At 68.5% G+C, this 17,928-nt stretch carries 11 protein-coding genes; 6 read left to right on the plus strand and 5 right to left on the minus strand.

Annotated elements, in window-relative coordinates; all coding sequences use genetic code 11:
• Positions 1-7: 7 nt before the first annotated feature.
• The 3 genes from C1927_RS03315 to C1927_RS03325 form a co-directional block, all read right to left on the minus strand.
• Complete coding sequence (locus C1927_RS03315) at positions 8-2,836, minus strand: valine--tRNA ligase (protein ID WP_108745935.1); 2,829 nt, start codon at positions 2,834-2,836, stop codon at positions 8-10.
• A gap of 72 nt (positions 2,837-2,908) precedes the next feature.
• On the minus strand, positions 2,909-3,334 hold the full coding sequence (locus tag C1927_RS03320; RefSeq protein ID WP_108745936.1) for a DNA polymerase III subunit chi: 426 nt from the start codon (positions 3,332-3,334) through the stop codon (positions 2,909-2,911).
• 94 nt (positions 3,335-3,428) lie between these two features.
• Positions 3,429-4,907 (minus strand): leucyl aminopeptidase, encoded by a 1,479-nt coding sequence (locus C1927_RS03325; protein ID WP_079220572.1) that lies wholly within the window; start codon positions 4,905-4,907, stop codon positions 3,429-3,431.
• A 104-nt stretch (positions 4,908-5,011) separates the two neighbouring features.
• Between C1927_RS03325 and lptF the strand changes: the two genes are divergently transcribed.
• From lptF to C1927_RS03340, 3 genes are all read left to right on the plus strand, one after another.
• Positions 5,012-6,094 carry an LPS export ABC transporter permease LptF gene (gene lptF / locus C1927_RS03330; protein ID WP_079220573.1) on the plus strand — a complete coding sequence of 361 codons (1,083 nt, stop codon included), beginning with the start codon at positions 5,012-5,014 and terminating at the stop codon, positions 6,092-6,094.
• Positions 6,091-7,191 carry an LPS export ABC transporter permease LptG gene (gene lptG / locus C1927_RS03335; RefSeq protein WP_108745937.1) on the plus strand — a complete coding sequence of 367 codons (1,101 nt, stop codon included), beginning with the start codon at positions 6,091-6,093 and terminating at the stop codon, positions 7,189-7,191. Before lptF ends, lptG begins: the two co-directional genes overlap by 4 nt.
• Before the next feature lie 78 nt (positions 7,192-7,269).
• Positions 7,270-8,127: a hypothetical protein gene (locus tag C1927_RS03340; protein ID WP_108747759.1), complete on the plus strand. Its 858-nt coding sequence runs from the start codon at positions 7,270-7,272 to the stop codon at positions 8,125-8,127.
• A gap of 63 nt (positions 8,128-8,190) precedes the next feature.
• Here the strand turns inward: C1927_RS03340 and C1927_RS03345 are convergent, their stop codons facing one another.
• Positions 8,191-8,682, minus strand: a complete 492-nt coding sequence (locus tag C1927_RS03345) for an RDD family protein (protein WP_079220575.1) — start codon at positions 8,680-8,682, stop codon at positions 8,191-8,193.
• 56 nt (positions 8,683-8,738) lie between these two features.
• On the opposite strand from C1927_RS03345, the gene xerD reads away from it, so the two are divergent.
• On the plus strand, positions 8,739-9,716 hold the full coding sequence (xerD, locus tag C1927_RS03350; protein ID WP_108745938.1) for a site-specific tyrosine recombinase XerD: 978 nt from the start codon (positions 8,739-8,741) through the stop codon (positions 9,714-9,716).
• A 98-nt stretch (positions 9,717-9,814) separates the two neighbouring features.
• Complete coding sequence (locus C1927_RS03355; RefSeq protein ID WP_079220577.1) at positions 9,815-10,618, plus strand: DsbC family protein; 804 nt, start codon at positions 9,815-9,817, stop codon at positions 10,616-10,618.
• A 117-nt stretch (positions 10,619-10,735) separates the two neighbouring features.
• On the opposite strand, the gene C1927_RS03360 is transcribed toward C1927_RS03355, so the two are convergent.
• Positions 10,736-12,850 (minus strand): glycosyl hydrolase family 18 protein, encoded by a 2,115-nt coding sequence (locus C1927_RS03360; protein WP_108745939.1) that lies wholly within the window; start codon positions 12,848-12,850, stop codon positions 10,736-10,738.
• 874 nt (positions 12,851-13,724) lie between these two features.
• On the opposite strand from C1927_RS03360, the gene purL reads away from it, so the two are divergent.
• On the plus strand, positions 13,725-17,609 hold the full coding sequence (gene purL / locus C1927_RS03365) for a phosphoribosylformylglycinamidine synthase (RefSeq protein WP_108745940.1): 3,885 nt from the start codon (positions 13,725-13,727) through the stop codon (positions 17,607-17,609).
• The last annotated feature ends 319 nt before the right edge of the window (positions 17,610-17,928 follow it).

Below are 17,928 nucleotides of genomic sequence, written 5' to 3' on the forward strand. Positions count from 1 at the left end.
GCAGCCGTTACAGCTTCGCGCGCTGTTCCTGCAGGCCGGCCAGCTGGGTGTTCCAGTCGACCAGGCGCACGCGCTCCTGCTCGACCACGGCCGGCGGCACCTTGTCGGTGAACTTGGCCAGCTTGGCCTCGCTCTTTTCCTTCTCGCTTTCCACGCGCTTGATCTCCTTGTCCAGGCGCGCGCGCTCGGCATCCAGATCCACCAGGCCTTCCAGCGGCACCAGCAGCTTCAGCTCGCCGACGATCGCGGCGGCGGCCGGCGGCGCGCTTTCGCCTTCGGCCAGCCACTGGATGCTGTCCAGCTTCAGCAGGAACGACAGCGAAGCGCTGAAGCGTTCGATGCGCACGCGGTCCAGCTCCAGGCCGGCCTGCAGGCGCAGCGGCACCAGCTTGGACGGGGCCACGTTCAGTTCACTGCGCACGCGGCGCACGGCACTGATCACGGCCTTCAGCCATTCCACGTCGGCCTCGGCCTGGGCGAAATCGCCGGCGAATTCGTCGGCGGTCGGGTACGGGCGCAGCGACAGGGTGGTTTCGGCCAGGCCCAGGCGCGGGGCCAGCTGCTGCCACAGCTGTTCGGTGATGAACGGGGTGAGCGGGTGCAGCAGGCGCAGCAGCGCTTCCAGCACGTACAGCAGGGTGTGGCGAGTGCTGTCCGCGTCGGCGGCGTCGCCACCGTTCAGTGCCGGCTTGCTCAGTTCCAGGAACCAGTCGCAGAACTCGTTCCAGGCGAACTCATACAGGCACTGCGCCAGCAGGTCGAAGCGGTAGTTTGCGTAGTGACCCTGCGCCTCGGCGGAGACCGCGGCCAGGCGCGCCAGGATCCAGCGCTCGGCATCGGTGCGCGGGCTCGGCACGCCATTGAACGCAGCACCCTCGGTGTTCATCAGGGTGAAGCGGCTGGCGTTCCACAGCTTGTTGCAGAAGTTCTTGTAGCCCTCGGCGCGGTTCATGTCGAACTTGATGTCGCGGCCATGGGTGGCCAGCGCGGCGATGGTGAAGCGCAGCGCGTCGGCACCGTGGGCGGCGATGCCGTCCGGGAATTCCTTGCGGGTGGCCTTCTCGATCTTCTCCACCATCTTCGGCTGCATCAGGCCGCCGGTGCGCTTGGCCACCAGGTCGTCGATGGCGATGCCGTCGATGATGTCCAGCGGGTCGAGCACGTTGCCCTTGCTCTTGGACATCTTCTGGCCCTGGCCGTCGCGGATCAGGCCGGTGAAGTAGACGTCCTTGAACGGGATCTTCCCGGTCAGGTTGTCGGTGGCCATGATCATGCGCGCCACCCAGAAGAAGATGATGTCGAAGCCGGTGACCAGCACCGACGACGGCAGGTAGCGGTCGAAGCCACGCTCGGCCATGGCCTGCGCGTTCGGCCAGCCCAGGGTGGAGAACGGCCAGATCTGCGAGGAGAACCAGGTTTCCAGCACGTCGCTTTCCTGGCTCAGCACCACATCGCTGCCCAGGTTGTGCTTCGCGCGCACTTCGTCTTCGCTGCGGCCGACGTAGCAGCTGCCGGTGGCGGCATCGAACCAGGCCGGAATGCGGTGGCCCCACCACAGCTGGCGACTGATGCACCAATCCTGGATGTTGTTCATCCAGTGGCGATAGGTGTTGATCCAGTTCGGCGGCACGAAGGCGATGCTGCCGTTCTCGACCAGCTCCAGGCCACGACGCGCCAGCTCGTCCATCCTCACGAACCACTGGTCGGTCAGATAGGGCTCGATCACCTGGCCGGTACGGTCGCCGCGCGGCACCTGCAGCTTGTGCGCCTTGGTTTCGACCAGCACGCCCAGGTCTTCCAGTTCGCCCAGCACGGCCTTGCGCGCTTCATAGCGGTCCATGCCCTGGAAGCGTTCGGGCGCGTTTTCATTCAGCGCCGCCACCGGGGTGAACAGGTTGATCATCGGCAGGCTGTGGCGCACGCCCACCTGGTAATCGTTGAAATCGTGCGCCGGGGTGACCTTGACCACGCCGGTACCGAACGCGCGGTCGACGTAGTCGTCGGCGATCACCGGCACGCGGCGGCCGGTCAGCGGCAGCACCACGCTCCTGCCGATCAGGTGCGCGTAGCGCTCGTCTTCCGGGTGCACCATCACCGCGGTATCGCCCAGCAGGGTTTCCGGGCGGGTGGTGGCCACGACCAGGTAATCGCGGGTTTCGCGCAGGGTTTCCACGCCGTCGGCATCGCGCTCGACGTGCTCGTAGCTCAGGCCTTCATCCAGCGTGTAGGCGATCGACCACAGGAAGCCGTCTTCCTCGGCGCTCTCCACTTCCAGGTCCGAGATCGCGGTCTTCAGCACCGGGTCCCAGTTGACCAGGCGCTGGCCGCGGTAGATCAGGCCCTGTTCGTGCCAGCGCACGAAGGCTTCGATCACCGCTTCGGACGGCTGCGGGTCCATGGTGAAGGTGCTGCGCGACCAGTCGGCCGAGGTGCCCAGGCGGCGCATCTGCCGCTCGATGATGTCACCGGACTGCTGCTTCCACTCCCACACCTTGCCGATGAAGCCTTCGCGGCCCAGCGAATCGCGGGTCTCGCCCTTGCCTTCCAGCGCCAGGTTGCGGCTGACCACCATTTCGGTGGCGATGCCGGCATGGTCGGTACCCACCTGCCACAGCGTGTCGTAGCCGCGCATGCGGTGGTAGCGCACCAGCGCATCCATCAGGGTCTGCTGGAAGGCATGGCCCATGTGCAGGGTGCCGGTCACGTTCGGCGGCGGCAGCAGGATGGTGTAGGGCTCGCCCTTGCCGGACGGCTTGAAGTGGCCGGCCTTCTCCCAGGCCTCGTAGAGGTCGGTCTCGAAGGACTTCGGGTCGTAGCTGGAGGCGAGTTGGGTCATGCGGGGGAACCAGGAGGTAATCGTTGAAGGATCAGGGCAGCGGGGCGGCCCATCAAGGGGGCCACGCCGCGCTCACATGTCGTGCTTGTTCAGGTCGTAGCCGGCGGTCTTGTACTGGCGCCAGCGTTCGCGCAGCGGTTCGCGCGCTTCCGGGTCGGCCGGCACCACTTCCAGCACGCGCTCGCACTGGCCCAGCCAGGGTTCGTCGCGCAGGTTGATCACCAGCGGGCGCATCGGCGCCTCGTCCCCGGGGATGGAAATGAGCACCACGGCCTCTTCCTCGTCCACGTCCTCGCCGACGATCTGGTGCGGGATGTAGGCATCCTCGTCGAACGACCAGAGCAGTTCGTCCAGCTCTTCGGCCTGGGCCTGGTCGCGGGCCAGCACCAGGGCGGGCAGCCCGGCATCGTTGGCCTTGCGCGCCAGTTCGCAGACCAGGCGCAGCGGCTCGGTCAGGAAACGGGGCTTGGCGATCAGGTAGAAATCAGCGCGGGGCATGGCAGGGTCCGGGTCGGGCAGGGGCCCGGCATGCCGGGCGGGCAGGCCGGAGGATGCCCCGGCCGGCAGGCGCCGGCCAGGGGCAGGTACGGCATCAGGCGCGGGCGACCTGGTCCAGCAGCCACTGGCTCAGCAGGCCGACCGGGCGGCCGGTGGCCATGCCACGCTTGCCTTCATCGCTGGCCACGCCGGCGATGTCCAGATGGGCCCAGCGCTGGCCTTCGGCAAAGCGCGACAGGAAGCAGCCGGCGGTGATGGCGCCGGCCCAGCGGCCGCCGATGTTGTAGACGTCGGCGAAGCTCGAATCCAGCATCGGCTGGTATTCGTCCCACAGCGGCAGGCGCCAGGCGCGGTCGAACACGTGCTCGCCGGCGGCCAGCAGCTCGTTGGCCAGGTCGTCGTGCTTGCTCATCAGGCCGGCGGTCTGGTGGCCCAGGGCAACCATGCAGGCGCCGGTCAGGGTGGCCACGTCGACCAGGGCCTGCGGCTCGAAACGCTGCGCGTAGGTCAGCGCGTCGCACAGGATCAGGCGGCCTTCGGCGTCGGTGTTGCCCACTTCGATGGTCTTGCCCGACATCGAGGTGATCACGTCGGACGGGCGGTAGGCATTGCCGTCGATGGCGTTTTCCACGGCCGGCACGACCACCACCAGGTTCAGCGGCAGCCTGGCCTTCACGGCGGCGACGAAGGTGCCGATGACGTTGGCGCCACCGCACATGTCGTACTTCATCTCCTCGATGCCGCCCTGGGTCTTCAGGTTGACGCCACCGGTATCGAAGGTGATGCCCTTGCCGACCAGCACGTACGGCTTGGCGTCGGCCGCACCGGTCCACTTCAGCACGACCAGGCGCGGGCGGTTGGCCGAGCCACGGGCCACGGCCAGCAGCGAGCCCATGCCCAGCGCTTCCATCTGGTGCTCGTCGAGGATCTCGGCCTCGGCGCCGTCATGCTCGCCGGCGAACTTCACGCCCACTTCAGCCAGGTAGGCCGGGGTGCAGTAGTTCGGCGGCAGGTTGCCCAGCTCGCGGGCGAACTCGACACCGGCGGCGATGGCCTGGCCCTGGGCCAGGGCCTGGGCGTCGTCACCGGCAATGGCCAGCTGGGCCAGGCCGGCGTCGTCGGCCTTCTTCTTGCCCAGGGTGGCGGTGTAGCGGTAGGCGGCGTGGTCGGCGGCGATCACGGCCTGGCGGATCGCCCAGGCGGCGTCGCGGTCCTTGACGGCCACTTCGGACAGGGTGAACAGCGCGCTGCGGGCGGCGCCGGCCTTCAGCGCGCGCACGGCGTCGCCGACGGCCTTCAGGTACTGCGGCACGCCGAAACGGGCGGCTTCGCCCAGGCCGACCACCAGCACGCGCGGGGCGCTGACGCCCGGCAGGTCATGCAGCAGGGTGGTGGCGCCGGTCTTGCCGGACAGGTCGCCGCGCTGGGCCAGGGCGGCCAGGCGGCCACCGCTGGCGGCGTCCAGGGCCTGGGCGGCCGGGGTCAGGGAGTGGTCGGCATAGGCGCCGACGACCAGGCAGTCGACGCTGGCGGCGGCCGGAGCGAGGTGGTTCAGGGTGAATTCGAGGGCCATTGAGCAGATTCCATTGGCGAGTCCGTACAATCGCAGGCCGTTTACGCCCAGACAGTAGACTGGGCGGCACCGCGAACGAACCCCAGAGTTTAAACCACCGCCCCATGCTGAAGCTCGACCGATACCTGCTGGGCGATTTCGTCCAGAGTTTCCTGGCTACCCTGATCGTCCTGCTGGTGGTCAGCGTGGGCGGCGTGCTGGTGGACATCCTCGGCAACATCGCCGACGGACGGCTGCCGGCCAAGCTGCTGTTCTCGCAGCTGGGCCTGCAGTTCATCGCCTACATGCCGCTGATCCTGCCGCTGGCGCTGATGCTGGGCCTGCTGCTGGCCATTGGCCGCCTCTACCGCGATTCGGAGATGGCGGTGCTGACGGCCATCGGTGTTGGCCCCAAGCGCCTGCTGCGGCCACTGCTGATGCTGGTGGTGCCGGTGGTGCTGCTGGTCGGCGCCTGCTCGCTGTGGCTGGGCCCCTGGGCCGGCCGCACCGCCGAGCAGATGATCCAGGACGCCAACCGCAGCGTGCTGATGGCCGGCCTGGAGCCGGGCCGGTTCACCCCGCTGCCCAATGGCGGGGTGGTCTACCTGTCCTCGATCTCGCCTGATGGCACCACGCTGGGCCGGGTGTTCCTGCAGCGGCAGAAGGATGACCGCCTGGAAGTGGTGTCCGCCGCCGGTGGCCGCATGTTCTTCGAAGGCAAGCAGCAGCGCTTCCTGGAGCTGGACGATGGCCACCAGGTGGAAGGCCCGCTGGCCGGCGCGCTGGATTACCGGCTGGCCACCTTCGCCCGCAATGACGTGGCCCTGCCCGACGGCGCCCAGGCCAAGGCCGAGGATGACCCCGAGCTGATGCCGACCCTGCAGCTGCTGGGTGACGACCGGCCTGAGGCCAAGGCCCAGCTGCACCGCCGCATCGCCCCGCCGCTGATCGCCCTAGCCTTCGCCCTGCTGACCGTGCCACTGGGCCGCAGCTCGCCGCGCCAGCAGCGCTACGGCCGCATGATGCTGGCCCTGCTGGCCTACATGGTGGGCACCAACCTGACCTTCATCGGCGCCGGCTGGATTGCCGACGGCCGCATTCCCGGCGCGCTGGGGCTGTGGTGGCTGACCCTGCCGCTGCTGGCGTTCGCCATCTGGATGTACGCGCGCGATGGCCGCCTGGCCCGCCCGAAGGGAGCCCGCGCATGAAGCTGCGCCCGATGCGTTTCGATGTCTACCTGGGCCGTGCGGTGTTCACCACCGTGCTGCTCACCTGGGCGGTGCTGACCGGCCTGGACGTAGTGATGGCCTTCTCCGGTGAGTTCAAGGACATCGGCAAGAACGGCTATTCGCTGGGCCATGCTGCGGCGTGGGTGCTGTATACCGTGCCCCGCCGTGCCTACACCTTCTTCCCGACGGCCGCGGTGATCGGCGCGCTGATGGGGCTGGGCCAGCTGGCCGCCACCTCCGAGCTGACCGCGCTGCGCGCGCTGGGCCTGTCGCGCAAACGTCTCAGCGTCTCGGTGGCGATCGCGCTGTCGCTGCTGACCGGCGTGATGGTGATCAGTGCCGAGACCATTGGCCCGTGGGGCCAGAGCCGTGCCGATGCGCTGAAGATGAGCGCCAAGTGGGGCACCGATGTGACCACGGCCCGCTATTCGGGATTGTGGGCGCGCGAGGGTGACACCTTCCTCAATGCCGCCACCGGCGAAGAGCAGCTGGTCGGTGACAAGGGCACGCGGCTGATCCTGCGTGACGTGCGCCTGTACCGCATCGCCGGGGATGGCAACATCGTCTCGCTCACCCATGCGGCCACCGCCGAGCACGACAAGGACGGCTGGGTGCTGACCGGGGTCAAGCGCGACACCTTCGCCGAGCGTGGCGCGACCCGCGAGGAAGCCGCGCGCGAGGTCTGGGATTCCAAGCTGGACGCGGGCGCGCTGGCGACCGGCATCGCCAAGCCGCGCAACCTGAGCGTGTCCGAGCTGCGCACCAGCATCGAGTACCGCGAACGCAACAACCTCGATGCCCGTGATTTCGAGGATGTCTACTGGAGCCGCTGGTTCTACCCGCTCAACGTGCTGGCGCTGTGCCTGGCCGCCGTGCCGTTCGCATTCGGTTCGCTGCGCAGCGGCGGCATGGGCAAGCGCCTGTTCCTGGGCATCCTGTTCGCGCTGGGCTTCTGGCTGCTGCAGCTGTTCTTCGGGCGCATGGCCGGTGCGCTGAAATTCGATTACCGCATTGCCTACGCCTTGCCGCCCATCGTCATGCTGGCGGTCTCCGGCTGGCTGTTCCGGCGCAGGTAGCGCCGCCTTGCTTCACCGCGCGGGCGCATGCGGCGCCCGCACGCTCCACACCAAGGATGAATACCTTCAAGGATGAACATGCTCTTCAATCGCCTGGTTCCTGCTGTTGCCGCCCTGTTGCTGCTGGTGGGCTGTTCGCGCCCGATCGATTTCGAGATCGACAACCCGACCGACGCTCCGGTCACCCTGTCCATCGACGCGCAGGCGCACGTCATTCCACCGCACACGGCCGTGCCCATCAGCCTGGAGCCTGGCCAGTACCGGCTGCAGAGCGAGAAGATCGGCACCGTGCGCATGGTGGTCTACGCCGGCGGCATCGGCGGCCTGATCAACCCGACGCTGGGCGAGTACGTGATCGTGACCGAGCAGTACGTCACCAGCAAAACCAACTCCGGCGGCCTGGCCTCCAAGGTCGAGCTGAATGACGTGGTGATCGATGGCCCGTACGTGAAGGCGACCGGCCTGTTCATTCCGCGCCGCTGGGATATCGGCCTGCTGGGCGAACTGCCGGACGTGGTGATGTCCAACAGCCCGGACACCTCGTCTGATTACCGCACCAAGCTCTACAACGTGCCCGGCTTCTTCGAGTACCTGGATGCCGAAGACGATCTGCGCGCGGCCTTCGGCCCGGAGGGCTACCAGACGCCGGAGGCGACGGTCGAATTCACCCCGGCCACCCTGCCGGAACTGCCCGCCGCCTTCGAGGCCAAGGGCAAGCCGATGCGCGAACTGTATGCGCAGTACCTGGCGGCCAGCGATGCCGGCGAGCAGAAGCGCCTGAAGAAGGCCAGCCTGAAGCTGTGGCAGGACTTCGGCACGACCCGCGCGGCATTGAACGGCAAGATCCCGGTGCCCGACGACGTCAAGGCCACGGCGTTCTCGTTGCAGTTCTTCGAGCTGTGGGCGCAGCCAGCGGTGATCCTGCCGGAAGGCTGACCCGTAGCGTCGAGCAAGCTCGACGCTATGTAGGTAGCGCCGGGCCGCGCCCGGCACACGCTCTCAGCGCTTGGGCATCCGCACTAGGCGCGTGCCGCTGGCGCGGTCATGCCAGGTCAGGCGCTGGCGATCCAGCCACGCCCACCAGAAGCCCAGCCCGCCCAGCAGCAGTGACAGCGTGGCCACCGCGAAGCGCAGCCACAGCTGGCGGCGGCGCAGCGGCGTGCCATCGCGCGATTCCAGTTTCAGCCGCCACGGCCGCATGCCCAGCGTCTGCCCGCCGCGGCGCCAGCTGGCCGTGGCGTACCACCCGGTCACCGCCCAGCACACGGCCCACAGCAGCCACTGCCACGCACTGAACGGCGCGATGTTCTCGCGCTGGGCATGGCCACTGAAGGTGTAGGCCAGGGTGAACAGCGTGCCGGCCAGCATCCACAGGGCCAGCACGGGCAAGGCGTCGTAGACCATCGCCAGCACGCGCCACGGCAGCAGCGCACGCGGGCGGGGCGTTCCAGTGGCGGCCGCAGGGGCCGTGTCGGTGGCGGGCTGGGACATGCGCCGAGCATACGCAAAGCTGGCCGCGCCCGCAGTGGTCCTCGTATCCTGCACGCATGGCCGTCATTTCCACCCCTGCCGAACGCCGCCAGCTGGTCACCCAGCTGCCGGAACTGCGCGCCGCCGACAGCGTGCGCATCCAGCGTTTCCTCGATGCGATCTGGGCCGAGAACGGGCTGGCGCGCGCCACCCTGGACAGCTACCGGCGTGACCTGGAAGGCCTGGCGCGCTGGATGGATGGCCGCGAGGGCGGCCTGGCCGGCATCGAGCGCCCGGGCCTGTTCGATTACCTGGCCTGGCGCACCCGCCATGGCTGGTCGCCGCGCAGCAATGCGCGCCTGCTGTCGGCGCTGCGCGCGTTCTTCGCCGATGGCGTGCGCCGTGGCGAGCGCAGCGAAGACCCCAGCACGCTGCTGGATCCGCCCAAGCTGCCCCGCCTGCTGCCCAAGGCGCTGGCCGAAAGCCAGATCGATGCCTTGCTCGCCGCGCCGGACATCGACAGCCCGCTGGGGCTGCGCGACCGCGCCATGCTGGAACTGATGTATGCCGCCGGCCTGCGCGTGAGCGAGCTGGTGCTGCTGCCGGCCACCGCGGTCAACCTGCGCCAGGGCGTGCTGCGGGTGACCGGCAAGGGCAGCAAGGAACGCCTGGTGCCGCTGGGCGAGGAATCGCAGCACTGGCTGGAGCGTTACCTGCAGCAGTCGCGGCCGCAGCTGGTCGGCAAGGGCAAGGTGCACGCGCTGGCCGATGGGCAGACGCCGCTGTTCATCGAGCCCAGCCTGCATGCGCTGACCCGGCAGGCGTTCTGGCACCTGGTCAAGCGCCATGCGCAGGTGGCCGGCATCGACCCGGCGCGGATCAGCCCGCACGGCCTGCGCCACAGCTTCGCCACCCATCTGTTGAACCGTGGCGCCGACCTGCGCGCGCTGCAGATGCTGCTGGGCCACAGTTCACTGTCGACCACCCAGATCTACACCCTGGTCGCGCGCGAACACCTGCAGAAGCTGCACGCCCGGCACCATCCGCGCGGCTGAACGGCCAACGGCGGCAGCGGGGCGGTACGTGCGCACGGTCGCGGCCCGTCACGTAGGCCTGTGTCAGAATCCGGGGTCTGATTCCCAGCGGATTGCCCATGTTCCGATTTGCCATCGCTGCATTGTTCAGTGCGGTCAGCCTGACCGCCTGCGCCCAGCCGGCGCCGCCGGCCGCCAAGGCACCTGCCGCTGCTGCCAAGGCCGGTCCGGCCGCGCCTGCGGGTTCGCCCGAACAGGCCGTACGTGCCGCACTGACCGCGCTCAACCCGGGCTTCGAAGTCGATTATGTCGGCGCGGCACCGTTCCCCGGTTTCCGCGAAGTTGTCGTTTCCGGCCAGCTGCTGTACGTCTCCGATGACGGCCGTTACCTGTTCCAGTCGCAGCCGTATGACACCCGCGAGAAGGCCCCGGCCAACAGCGAAGGCCTGCTGGGCTACCGCCGCCAGCTGCTGGCCAAGGCCAACCATGGCGACCGCATCGTGTTCGCCGCGCCCAACGCCAAGTACACCATCAGCGTGTTCACCGATATCGAGTGCGGCTACTGCCGCAAGCTGCACCAGGACATCGCCGAGCTCAACCGCAACGGCATCACCGTCGAGTACCTGGCCTTCCCGCGCATGGGCCTGGGCAGCAAGGACTACACCGACATGATCTCGGTCTGGTGCGCGGCGGATCGCCGCCAGGCGCTGACCAATGCCAAGCGCGGCGGCAGCGTGCCGGCCAGGAACTGCACCAACCCGGTGGCCATGCAGTACACGCTGGGCCAGCGCCTGGGCGTCAACGGCACGCCCGCGATCTTCGCCCCCGACGGCACCCAGCTGGGCGGTTACCTGCCGCCGGCGCAGCTGCGTGCGGCGCTGGAGAAGCGCGCCGCCGCCAGCACCGCAGGTGGCAGCCGCTGATCGGAACGCCGCCGGGCATGGCCCGGCGCTACCGTGGATGGGCGGGTAGCGCCGGGCCATGCCCGGCGGATGCATCATGCAGAAAGGGCCGGGGACGCGATGCGTCCCCGGCTTTTTTCATTTCAGGCCATCACTGACCGCCTTGGTCAGCGTGCCCTGTGCATCGTCGCCACTGAACTCCCAGACGAACGCACCGCCCAGGCCCTGCGTTTTCACGTAGCCCATCTTGCGGGTGATGTTGGCCGGGGTGTCGAAGCTCCACAGCGTGCTGCCGTTGTAGATCCACGTGGCACCGGCGGTGTTGTCGGTGTAACCGGGCCAGGCCAGGTTCTTCAGCACCTTCCAGTCTTCGATGCCGGCCTCGTAGGTGCCCGGCGCAGCACCGCCGGCGGTCTGGTACATGCCGTTGTTGCCGCTGGCCACGCCGGTCCAGCCACGGCCGTAGTAACCGATGCCGAGGTTGAGCTTGGCCGCCGGCACGCCGCGGCTGATGAAGGCCTCGATGGCGTCGTTGCTGTTGTAGAGCTTCTGGTCGCCGGTGGACGGATCATTGGGCGAGTCGAACAACGCGGACTGGTGATTGGTCTTCGCATCCCACGCGCCGTGGAAGTCGTAGGTCATCACGTTGATGTAGTCCAGGTACGGGTGGTACGCGGCCGGGTCGGTGACGCGGACCTTGTCGACGCCCGCACCCACGGCCACGGTCAGCAGCAGGCCCGGGCGCACCGCATCGAGCTGGCGGCGGAACTCGGCCATCAGCGCGGTGAAGTTGGCGTTGTCCTCCGGCTTGCCGCATTCGATGCCACACGCCACCGGGTACTCCCAGTCGATGTCGATGCCATCGAACACGCCCAGTGCCGCGGCTGCGCCACCGGCACCATCGGTCACCGGCAGGTTGCCCTTGATGTAGGCATCGATGCAGGAAGCGACGAAGGCCTGGCGGTTTTCCGGGCGTGCGGCGCTGGAGAAGCCGCGCGACCAGGTCCAGCCACCCAGCGAGATCAGCACCTTCAGGTCCGGGTACTTGGCCTTCAGCTGCTTGAGCTGGTTCCAGTTGCCGCGCAGCGGCTGGTCCCAGGTATCGGCGCTGCCGCTGACGCTCTCACCGGCAGCGAAGGCCTTGCTGTAATCGGCGAACGCATCGCCACCGGCACCGGTGTTCGGGTCCGACGGCTGGGTGATGCCTACTTCGCAGCGGTTGTTGCGCACGTTGCCGAAGGCGTAGTTGATGTGGGTCAGGCGCGCGGCCGAACCGCTGCTGTCGATGTTCTTCACCCGGTAGTTGCGGCCGTAGATGCCCCATTGGGTGAAGTAGCCGATGACCCGCTTGCCGGTGCCGCCGCCGCTGCCGGCCAGGGTGGTGGCGCTGACCGCGCTGCCCTGCGCCGACGCGTTGCCGGCATTGTCGCGGGCACGGATGCGGTAGCTGTAGGTGGTCGAAGCGGTCAGCCCGCCATCGACATAGCTGGCGCTGGATGGCGAGCCGACCAGGCTGCCGTCGCGGTACACGTCGTAGCCGGCCAGGCCGCTGCCACCGGTGTTGTCGGTGGACGGGCTCCAGCTGAGCGCGATGCTGCTGGCAGTGCGGGTGCCCACCGCCAGGCCGCCGGGCACGCTGGGTGCGGTGGTATCGCCGCTGGCCGCGTTGACGGTGATGGTGATGGTGGGGGTGCTGGTGGTGGCGTTGTTGTTGTCGGTGGCCACCGCGCGCAGGGTGTGGCTGCCGGCGCTGGCGTTGGCCCAGCTGGCGCTGTACGGCGCGCTGGTGTCCACCCCGATCGAGCTGCCATCGCGGAAGAACTCGACCTTGCTGACGCTGCCGTCCGGGTCGCTGGCATTGGCGTTCACGGTGATCGTGCTGCCGGCGCTGAAGGTGGCGCCGTTGGCGGGCGAGGTCAGGCTGACCACCGGCGGCTGGTTGGCGCCGCTGCCGTCACAGGCACCGAGATTGGTGTAGTAGGGCGCCCCGGCCGGGTGGTCCGGCGGTGCGTTCCAGATGTCCTGGTTCGCCCGGTACAGGACCCCTCCCTTCTGCAGGGTGTCGCCGGCCCGGTAGATCTTGGCCTGGTCCCACTGCGCCACGCCGGCACAGCTGGCGGCCTGGGCCAGGCCGGGCAGGGCGGCTGCCCCGGCGGCCAGGGCCAGCAGCCAGGCCAGGCGGCGCGGGCGGAGGGAGCGGGAGGAGCGTTCGGCACTGCGTACATCGGCACTCTGCACAAGCTTGTCGTACATGGTGTGTCTCCGACTTCCGGTGGCGCGCGGGCCGGATGGCACCGCGCGTGACGCAGGTCCGGACATCGCCCGGGGAAGGGCGACGGTGGGGGCGGACGGGGTACCTGGCTGGCCGGGGAGAGAGTCCGGGGCCAAGTGGGGACAACGTTGTCATCAATTGATCAGGCAATCCGTGAGCGAGCGCATGGTTCCGGGATTCGGGTATTCCGGCGAAGAGCGGCGCTGGCGCGCGGTTGGCTGCCATCGGCGGGGCCCCTCGTGGCTGGGGCGTTCTGTGAATTTTGTGGGTTGGCCGGGCGGGTGGGCTGCGCAGGGGACGCTGCAAGTACGTCCATGTAAGCTCGTAGGCGCCATCCATGGCGCCTGCGCCCCTGCGCAACCCACCCGCCCGGCCTCGGACAGGTTCCTGCGCGCGCCAGCCACGAAAGACAAAAGAAAAATTCAAAAGCAGACGCCGGTCGCTGCGCTCTCGATGCCTGATTTCCTGCTTTTGATCTGTTTCCCTGTTGCCGGCCAGCGGCCGGCACGACCAGGCGGCATCCACGCATGGCCGTGTCGACCAACGGTCGGCACCTACCAACAGCCGCGTGCAACTGACAGGGGTGGGGCGGTGTGGGCTTGCAGGACCGCAGGCGCCATGGATGGCGCCTACGAGCCCCCATGGACGGGTTTACGGCGTGTCCTGCAAGCCCACACCGCCCCGCCCAACCCGCAGCAGTCCAGGACCGCTGTTGCTCTGGCTGTTGCTCTGGCTCTGGCTCTGGCTCTGGCCGTTGCCCTGGCCTCTGCGGGTGCCGGGCGCCGCCCGGCCAAAGACCCTCCCCCCGGTTCCGGTACAATGTCGGGCCCGTTTCCCAACTACGGTTCCCCGGACATGATGGTCCTCGAGGGCGCGCCCGCCCTGTCGCTGTTCCGCCGCGAACGCCTTGAATCCCGCCTGCAGTCCATCGCTCCCTCCCTGCGCATCAGCGGTGCCTGGCACGTCTACTTTGTCCAGCCCGAAGGCACGGCCACCCCCGACGTGGCCACCCTGTGCCGCATCCTGGAAGCCCAGCCGCAGGCCGAGGCCGTCGCCGACGGCGCCGTAAGCCGCATCGTCGTGCCCCGCCTGGGCACCCTGTCGCCCTGGTCCAGCAAGGCCACCGAACTGGTCCGCGGTGCCGGCCAGCCGGTCAGCCGGGTCGAGCGCGGCCTGCGCATCGATGTGCAGGGCTGGCCGACCGATGCCGCCGCCCAGCAGGCGCTGGTCAAGGCCCTGCATGACCCGATGACGCAGTCGGTACTGGAGACAGTGCAGCAGGGCCAGGCCCTGTTCACCACGCCGGCCCGGGGTGAACTGGAACGCGTGCCGGTGGACCAGCTGGAGGCCGCCAACCAGCGCCTCGGCCTGGCCATGGCCCAGGACGAGATCGACTACCTGCGCGAACGCTTCACCGCGCTGGGCCGCTCGCCGTCCGACGTCGAACTGATGATGTTCGCGCAGGCCAACTCCGAGCACTGCCGCCACAAGATCTTCAACGCCAGCTGGACCATCGACGGCCAGGAACAGGACCGTTCGCTGTTCCGGATGATCAAGAACACCCACCAGCAGACCCCGCAGCACACGCTCAGCGCGTACAGCGACAATGCCGCGGTGATCGAAGGCCACCCGGCCTCGCGCTACCGACCCGATCCGGCCAGCGGCGAGTACCGCCGCGAACCGCAGGTGCCCAGCGCCTTCCAGATCAAGGTGGAAACGCACAACCACCCGACCGCGATCGCGCCGTTCCCGGGCGCCTCGACCGGCAACGGTGGCGAGATCCGCGACGAAGGCGCAACCGGTCGTGGCGGTAAGCCGAAGGCCGGCCTGAGTGGTTTCTCGGTCTCGCACCTGCGCATTCCCGAGCTGCCGCAGCCGTGGGAAGCACCGCGCGCGCTGAACCCGCGCATGGCGCCGGCGCTGGAAATCATGACCGACGGCCCGCTCGGCGGCGCTGCGTTCAACAACGAGTTCGGCCGCCCGAACCTGCTCGGCTATTTCCGCAGCTTCGAGCTGCCCGAGGGCGCCGACCTGGTCCGCGCCTACGACAAGCCGATCATGCTGGCCGGCGGCCTGGGTGCGATCGATCGCATCCAGGTCGACAAGATCCCGCTGCAGGCTGGTGATGCGGTCATCGTGCTGGGTGGCCCGGCGATGCTGATCGGCCTGGGCGGTGGTGCCGCCAGTTCGGTGGCCTCCGGCGAAAGCGCCGAGGACCTCGACTTCGCCAGCGTGCAGCGCGACAACCCGGAAATGGAACGCCGCTGCCAGGAGGTCATCGACCGCTGCGTGGCGATGGGCGCCAACAACCCGATCAAGTTCTTCCACGACGTCGGTGCCGGTGGCCTGTCCAATGCCATCCCCGAACTGCTGCACGACTCCAGCGTCGGCGGCATCATTGACCTGGGCAAGGTGCCCACCGATGACCCCTCGCTGTCGCCGATGCAGCTGTGGTGCAACGAGTCGCAGGAACGTTACGTGCTGGGCGTGGCCCAGGAGCGCCTGGCCGAGTTCGCCGCGCTGTGTGCCCGCGAGCGCTGCCCGTTCGCCGCCGTCGGCGTGGCTACCGCGGAGGAACACCTGGTGGTGGCCTACGGCGCCGTGCCGGGCCACACCCCGGCCGATGCACCGATCGACCTGCCGATGGACGTGCTGTTCGGCAAGCCGCCGAAGATGCACCGCGACACCGCGCACCCGCCGGCACCGCGCTGGCCCGCGCTGAAGACCGCTGGCCTGGACCTGCAGGAAGCCGGCCTGCGCGTGCTCGCGCATCCGACCGTGGCCTCGAAGAACTTCCTGGTCACCATCGGCGACCGCAGCGTCGGCGGCCTGACCGCGCGCGAGCAGATGGTCGGTCCGTGGCAGCTGCCGGTGGCCGACGTGGCCATCACCCTGGCCGACTTCGACGGCGTGGCGGGCGAAGCCATGTCGCTGGGCGAGCGCACCCCGCTGGCCCTGCTCGACGCCGCCGCCTCGGCACGCATGGCGGTCGGCGAAGCGCTGACCAACCTGTGCGCGGCGCCGGTCGACGCACTGGATGAAATCAAGCTGTCGGCGAACTGGATGGCCGCTGCCGGCCACCCGGGCGAAGACGCGCTGCTGTACGACGCGGTGAAGGCCGTGGGCATGGAACTGTGCCCGCAGCTGGACATCAGCATCCCGGTCGGCAAGGACTCGCTGTCCATGCAGGCGCAGTGGCACGACCAGGGCGAAGCCCACAAGAGCGTGTCGCCGGTGTCGCTGGTCATCTCGGCGTTCGCGCCGGTGGCCGACGTGCGCCAGCAGCTGACCCCGCTGCTCGACCGCGACGTGGACAGCGAGCTGTGGCTGATCGGCCTCGGTGCCGGCAAGCAGCGCCTGGGCGGTTCGATCCTGGCCCAGGTGCATGCCGACCATGGCGACCTGCCGGCGTTTGCCGGTGCCGCGCCGGACCTGGATGACCCGCAGCGCCTGCGTGGCTTCTTCGAACTGATCCGTGATGCGCGCCAGGCCGGCCTGCTGCTGGCCTACCACGACCGCAGCGATGGCGGTGCCTTCGCAGCGCTGTGCGAAATGGCCTTCACCTCGCGCCTGGGCCTGGACATCACCCTCGATGCCTGGGGCGATGATCCGTTCCGCAGCCTGTTCAACGAAGAGCTGGGCGCGGTGGTGCAGATCGCCCGCGAAGACCGTGCGGCCTTCGCCGACCTGGTCGAGCGCCATGCACTGATCGAATGCGCGCAGCGCATCGCCAAGCCGACCACTGCACCGGTGGTGCGCGTGTCGCTGGGCGGCGAAAACCTGGCCGAGTGGCGCTGGGAAGCGTTGTTCGATGCCTGGTGGTCGGTCACCCATGCCATGCAGAAGCGCCGTGACAACCCGGCCAATGCCGATGCCGAGCGTGACGTCGCCCGCGCCTTCAACGCGCCGGGCCTGAAGCCCAGGCTCAGCTTCGACCTCAACGAGGACGTGGCCGCACCGTTCATCAGCACCGGGGCGCGTCCGCGCGTGGCCGTCCTGCGCGAACAGGGCGTCAACGGCCAGATCGAAATGGCCAACGCCTTCGAACGTGCCGGCTTCAGCGCTTTCGACGTGCACATGAGCGACCTGATCGAAGGCCGCGTGGCGCTGCAGGACTTCGCCGGCCTGGTGGCCTGCGGTGGCTTCAGCTACGGCGACGTGCTCGGTGCCGGCCGCGGCTGGGCGACCTCGATCCTCGAGCGCAGCGCGCTGCGCGATGCCTTCGCCGCATTCTTCGCCCGCGAAGACAGCTTCGCCCTGGGCGTGTGCAACGGCTGCCAGATGATGAGCCAGCTGAAGGACATCATCCCCGGTGCCGAGCACTGGCCGCAGTTCCGCCGCAACGCCAGCGAGCAGTTCGAAGCCCGTACCGCGCTGCTGGAAGTGGTGGAATCGCCGTCGATCCTGCTGCGTGGCATGGCCGGTTCGCGCCTGCAGGTGGCGGTGGCGCATGGCGAAGGCCAGGCCGTGTTCGACAACACCGTGGACCAGGCGACCGCCCGCGTGGCGCTGCGCTACGTCGATGGCAACGGCAACGTCGCCAGCCAGTACCCGCTGAACCCGAACGGTTCGCCGGACGGCATCACCGGCCTGACCAGCACCGACGGCCGCGTCACCATCATGATGCCGCACCCGGAACGCACCCCGCGCGCGCTCAACCTGAGCTGGGCCCCGGCCGAGTGGCAGGGTGACTCGCCGTGGATGCGCATGTTCCGCAACGCGCGGGTGTGGTGCGGCTGACGGCGTATCCGCCGCGCAGGCTGCAGTGCGATGAAGTACGGAAAACCCGGCAGGCGACTGTCGGGTTTTTCTGTATATGGGCAGAAAATCCTGCCGCATCCATCATTTACATGCATTTACATGGCGCCGACATTTCGTCACATGCAAATAACAAAATCGCCGAATAAATAGGCGGAAAAGTGAACTGGTTCACGGCAATTGCATTTTCTGCGTCAAAGTCTTGACGACCCGGAAAGTTCCCGTTAACACTTGGGCCCTGTTTCAAATCTGTTCATACCGCAGTAACCGCACGTCGCTTGCGCTCGGTTTTCTGTCGCTG

The organism is Stenotrophomonas sp. ZAC14D1_NAIMI4_1, from assembly GCF_003086775.1.
GTDB lineage: Bacteria > Pseudomonadota > Gammaproteobacteria > Xanthomonadales > Xanthomonadaceae > Stenotrophomonas.

What these genes read in the sequence shown, in the direction of transcription:
- C1927_RS03315 (WP_108745935.1), bottom strand. Translation starts at nt 2,836, where the DNA reads ATGACCCAACTCGCCTCCAGCTACGACCCGAAGTCCTTCGAGACCGAC.
- C1927_RS03320 (WP_108745936.1), bottom strand. Translation starts at nt 3,334, where the DNA reads ATGCCCCGCGCTGATTTCTACCTGATCGCCAAGCCCCGTTTCCTGACC.
- C1927_RS03325 (WP_079220572.1), bottom strand. Translation starts at nt 4,907, where the DNA reads ATGGCCCTCGAATTCACCCTGAACCACCTCGCTCCGGCCGCCGCCAGC.
- lptF (WP_079220573.1), top strand. Translation starts at nt 5,012, where the DNA reads ATGCTGAAGCTCGACCGATACCTGCTGGGCGATTTCGTCCAGAGTTTC.
- lptG (WP_108745937.1), top strand. Translation starts at nt 6,091, where the DNA reads ATGAAGCTGCGCCCGATGCGTTTCGATGTCTACCTGGGCCGTGCGGTG.
- C1927_RS03340 (WP_108747759.1), top strand. Translation starts at nt 7,270, where the DNA reads ATGCTCTTCAATCGCCTGGTTCCTGCTGTTGCCGCCCTGTTGCTGCTG.
- C1927_RS03345 (WP_079220575.1), bottom strand. Translation starts at nt 8,682, where the DNA reads ATGTCCCAGCCCGCCACCGACACGGCCCCTGCGGCCGCCACTGGAACG.
- xerD (WP_108745938.1), top strand. Translation starts at nt 8,739, where the DNA reads ATGGCCGTCATTTCCACCCCTGCCGAACGCCGCCAGCTGGTCACCCAG.
- C1927_RS03355 (WP_079220577.1), top strand. Translation starts at nt 9,815, where the DNA reads ATGTTCCGATTTGCCATCGCTGCATTGTTCAGTGCGGTCAGCCTGACC.
- C1927_RS03360 (WP_108745939.1), bottom strand. Translation starts at nt 12,850, where the DNA reads ATGTACGACAAGCTTGTGCAGAGTGCCGATGTACGCAGTGCCGAACGC.
- purL (WP_108745940.1), top strand. Translation starts at nt 13,725, where the DNA reads ATGATGGTCCTCGAGGGCGCGCCCGCCCTGTCGCTGTTCCGCCGCGAA.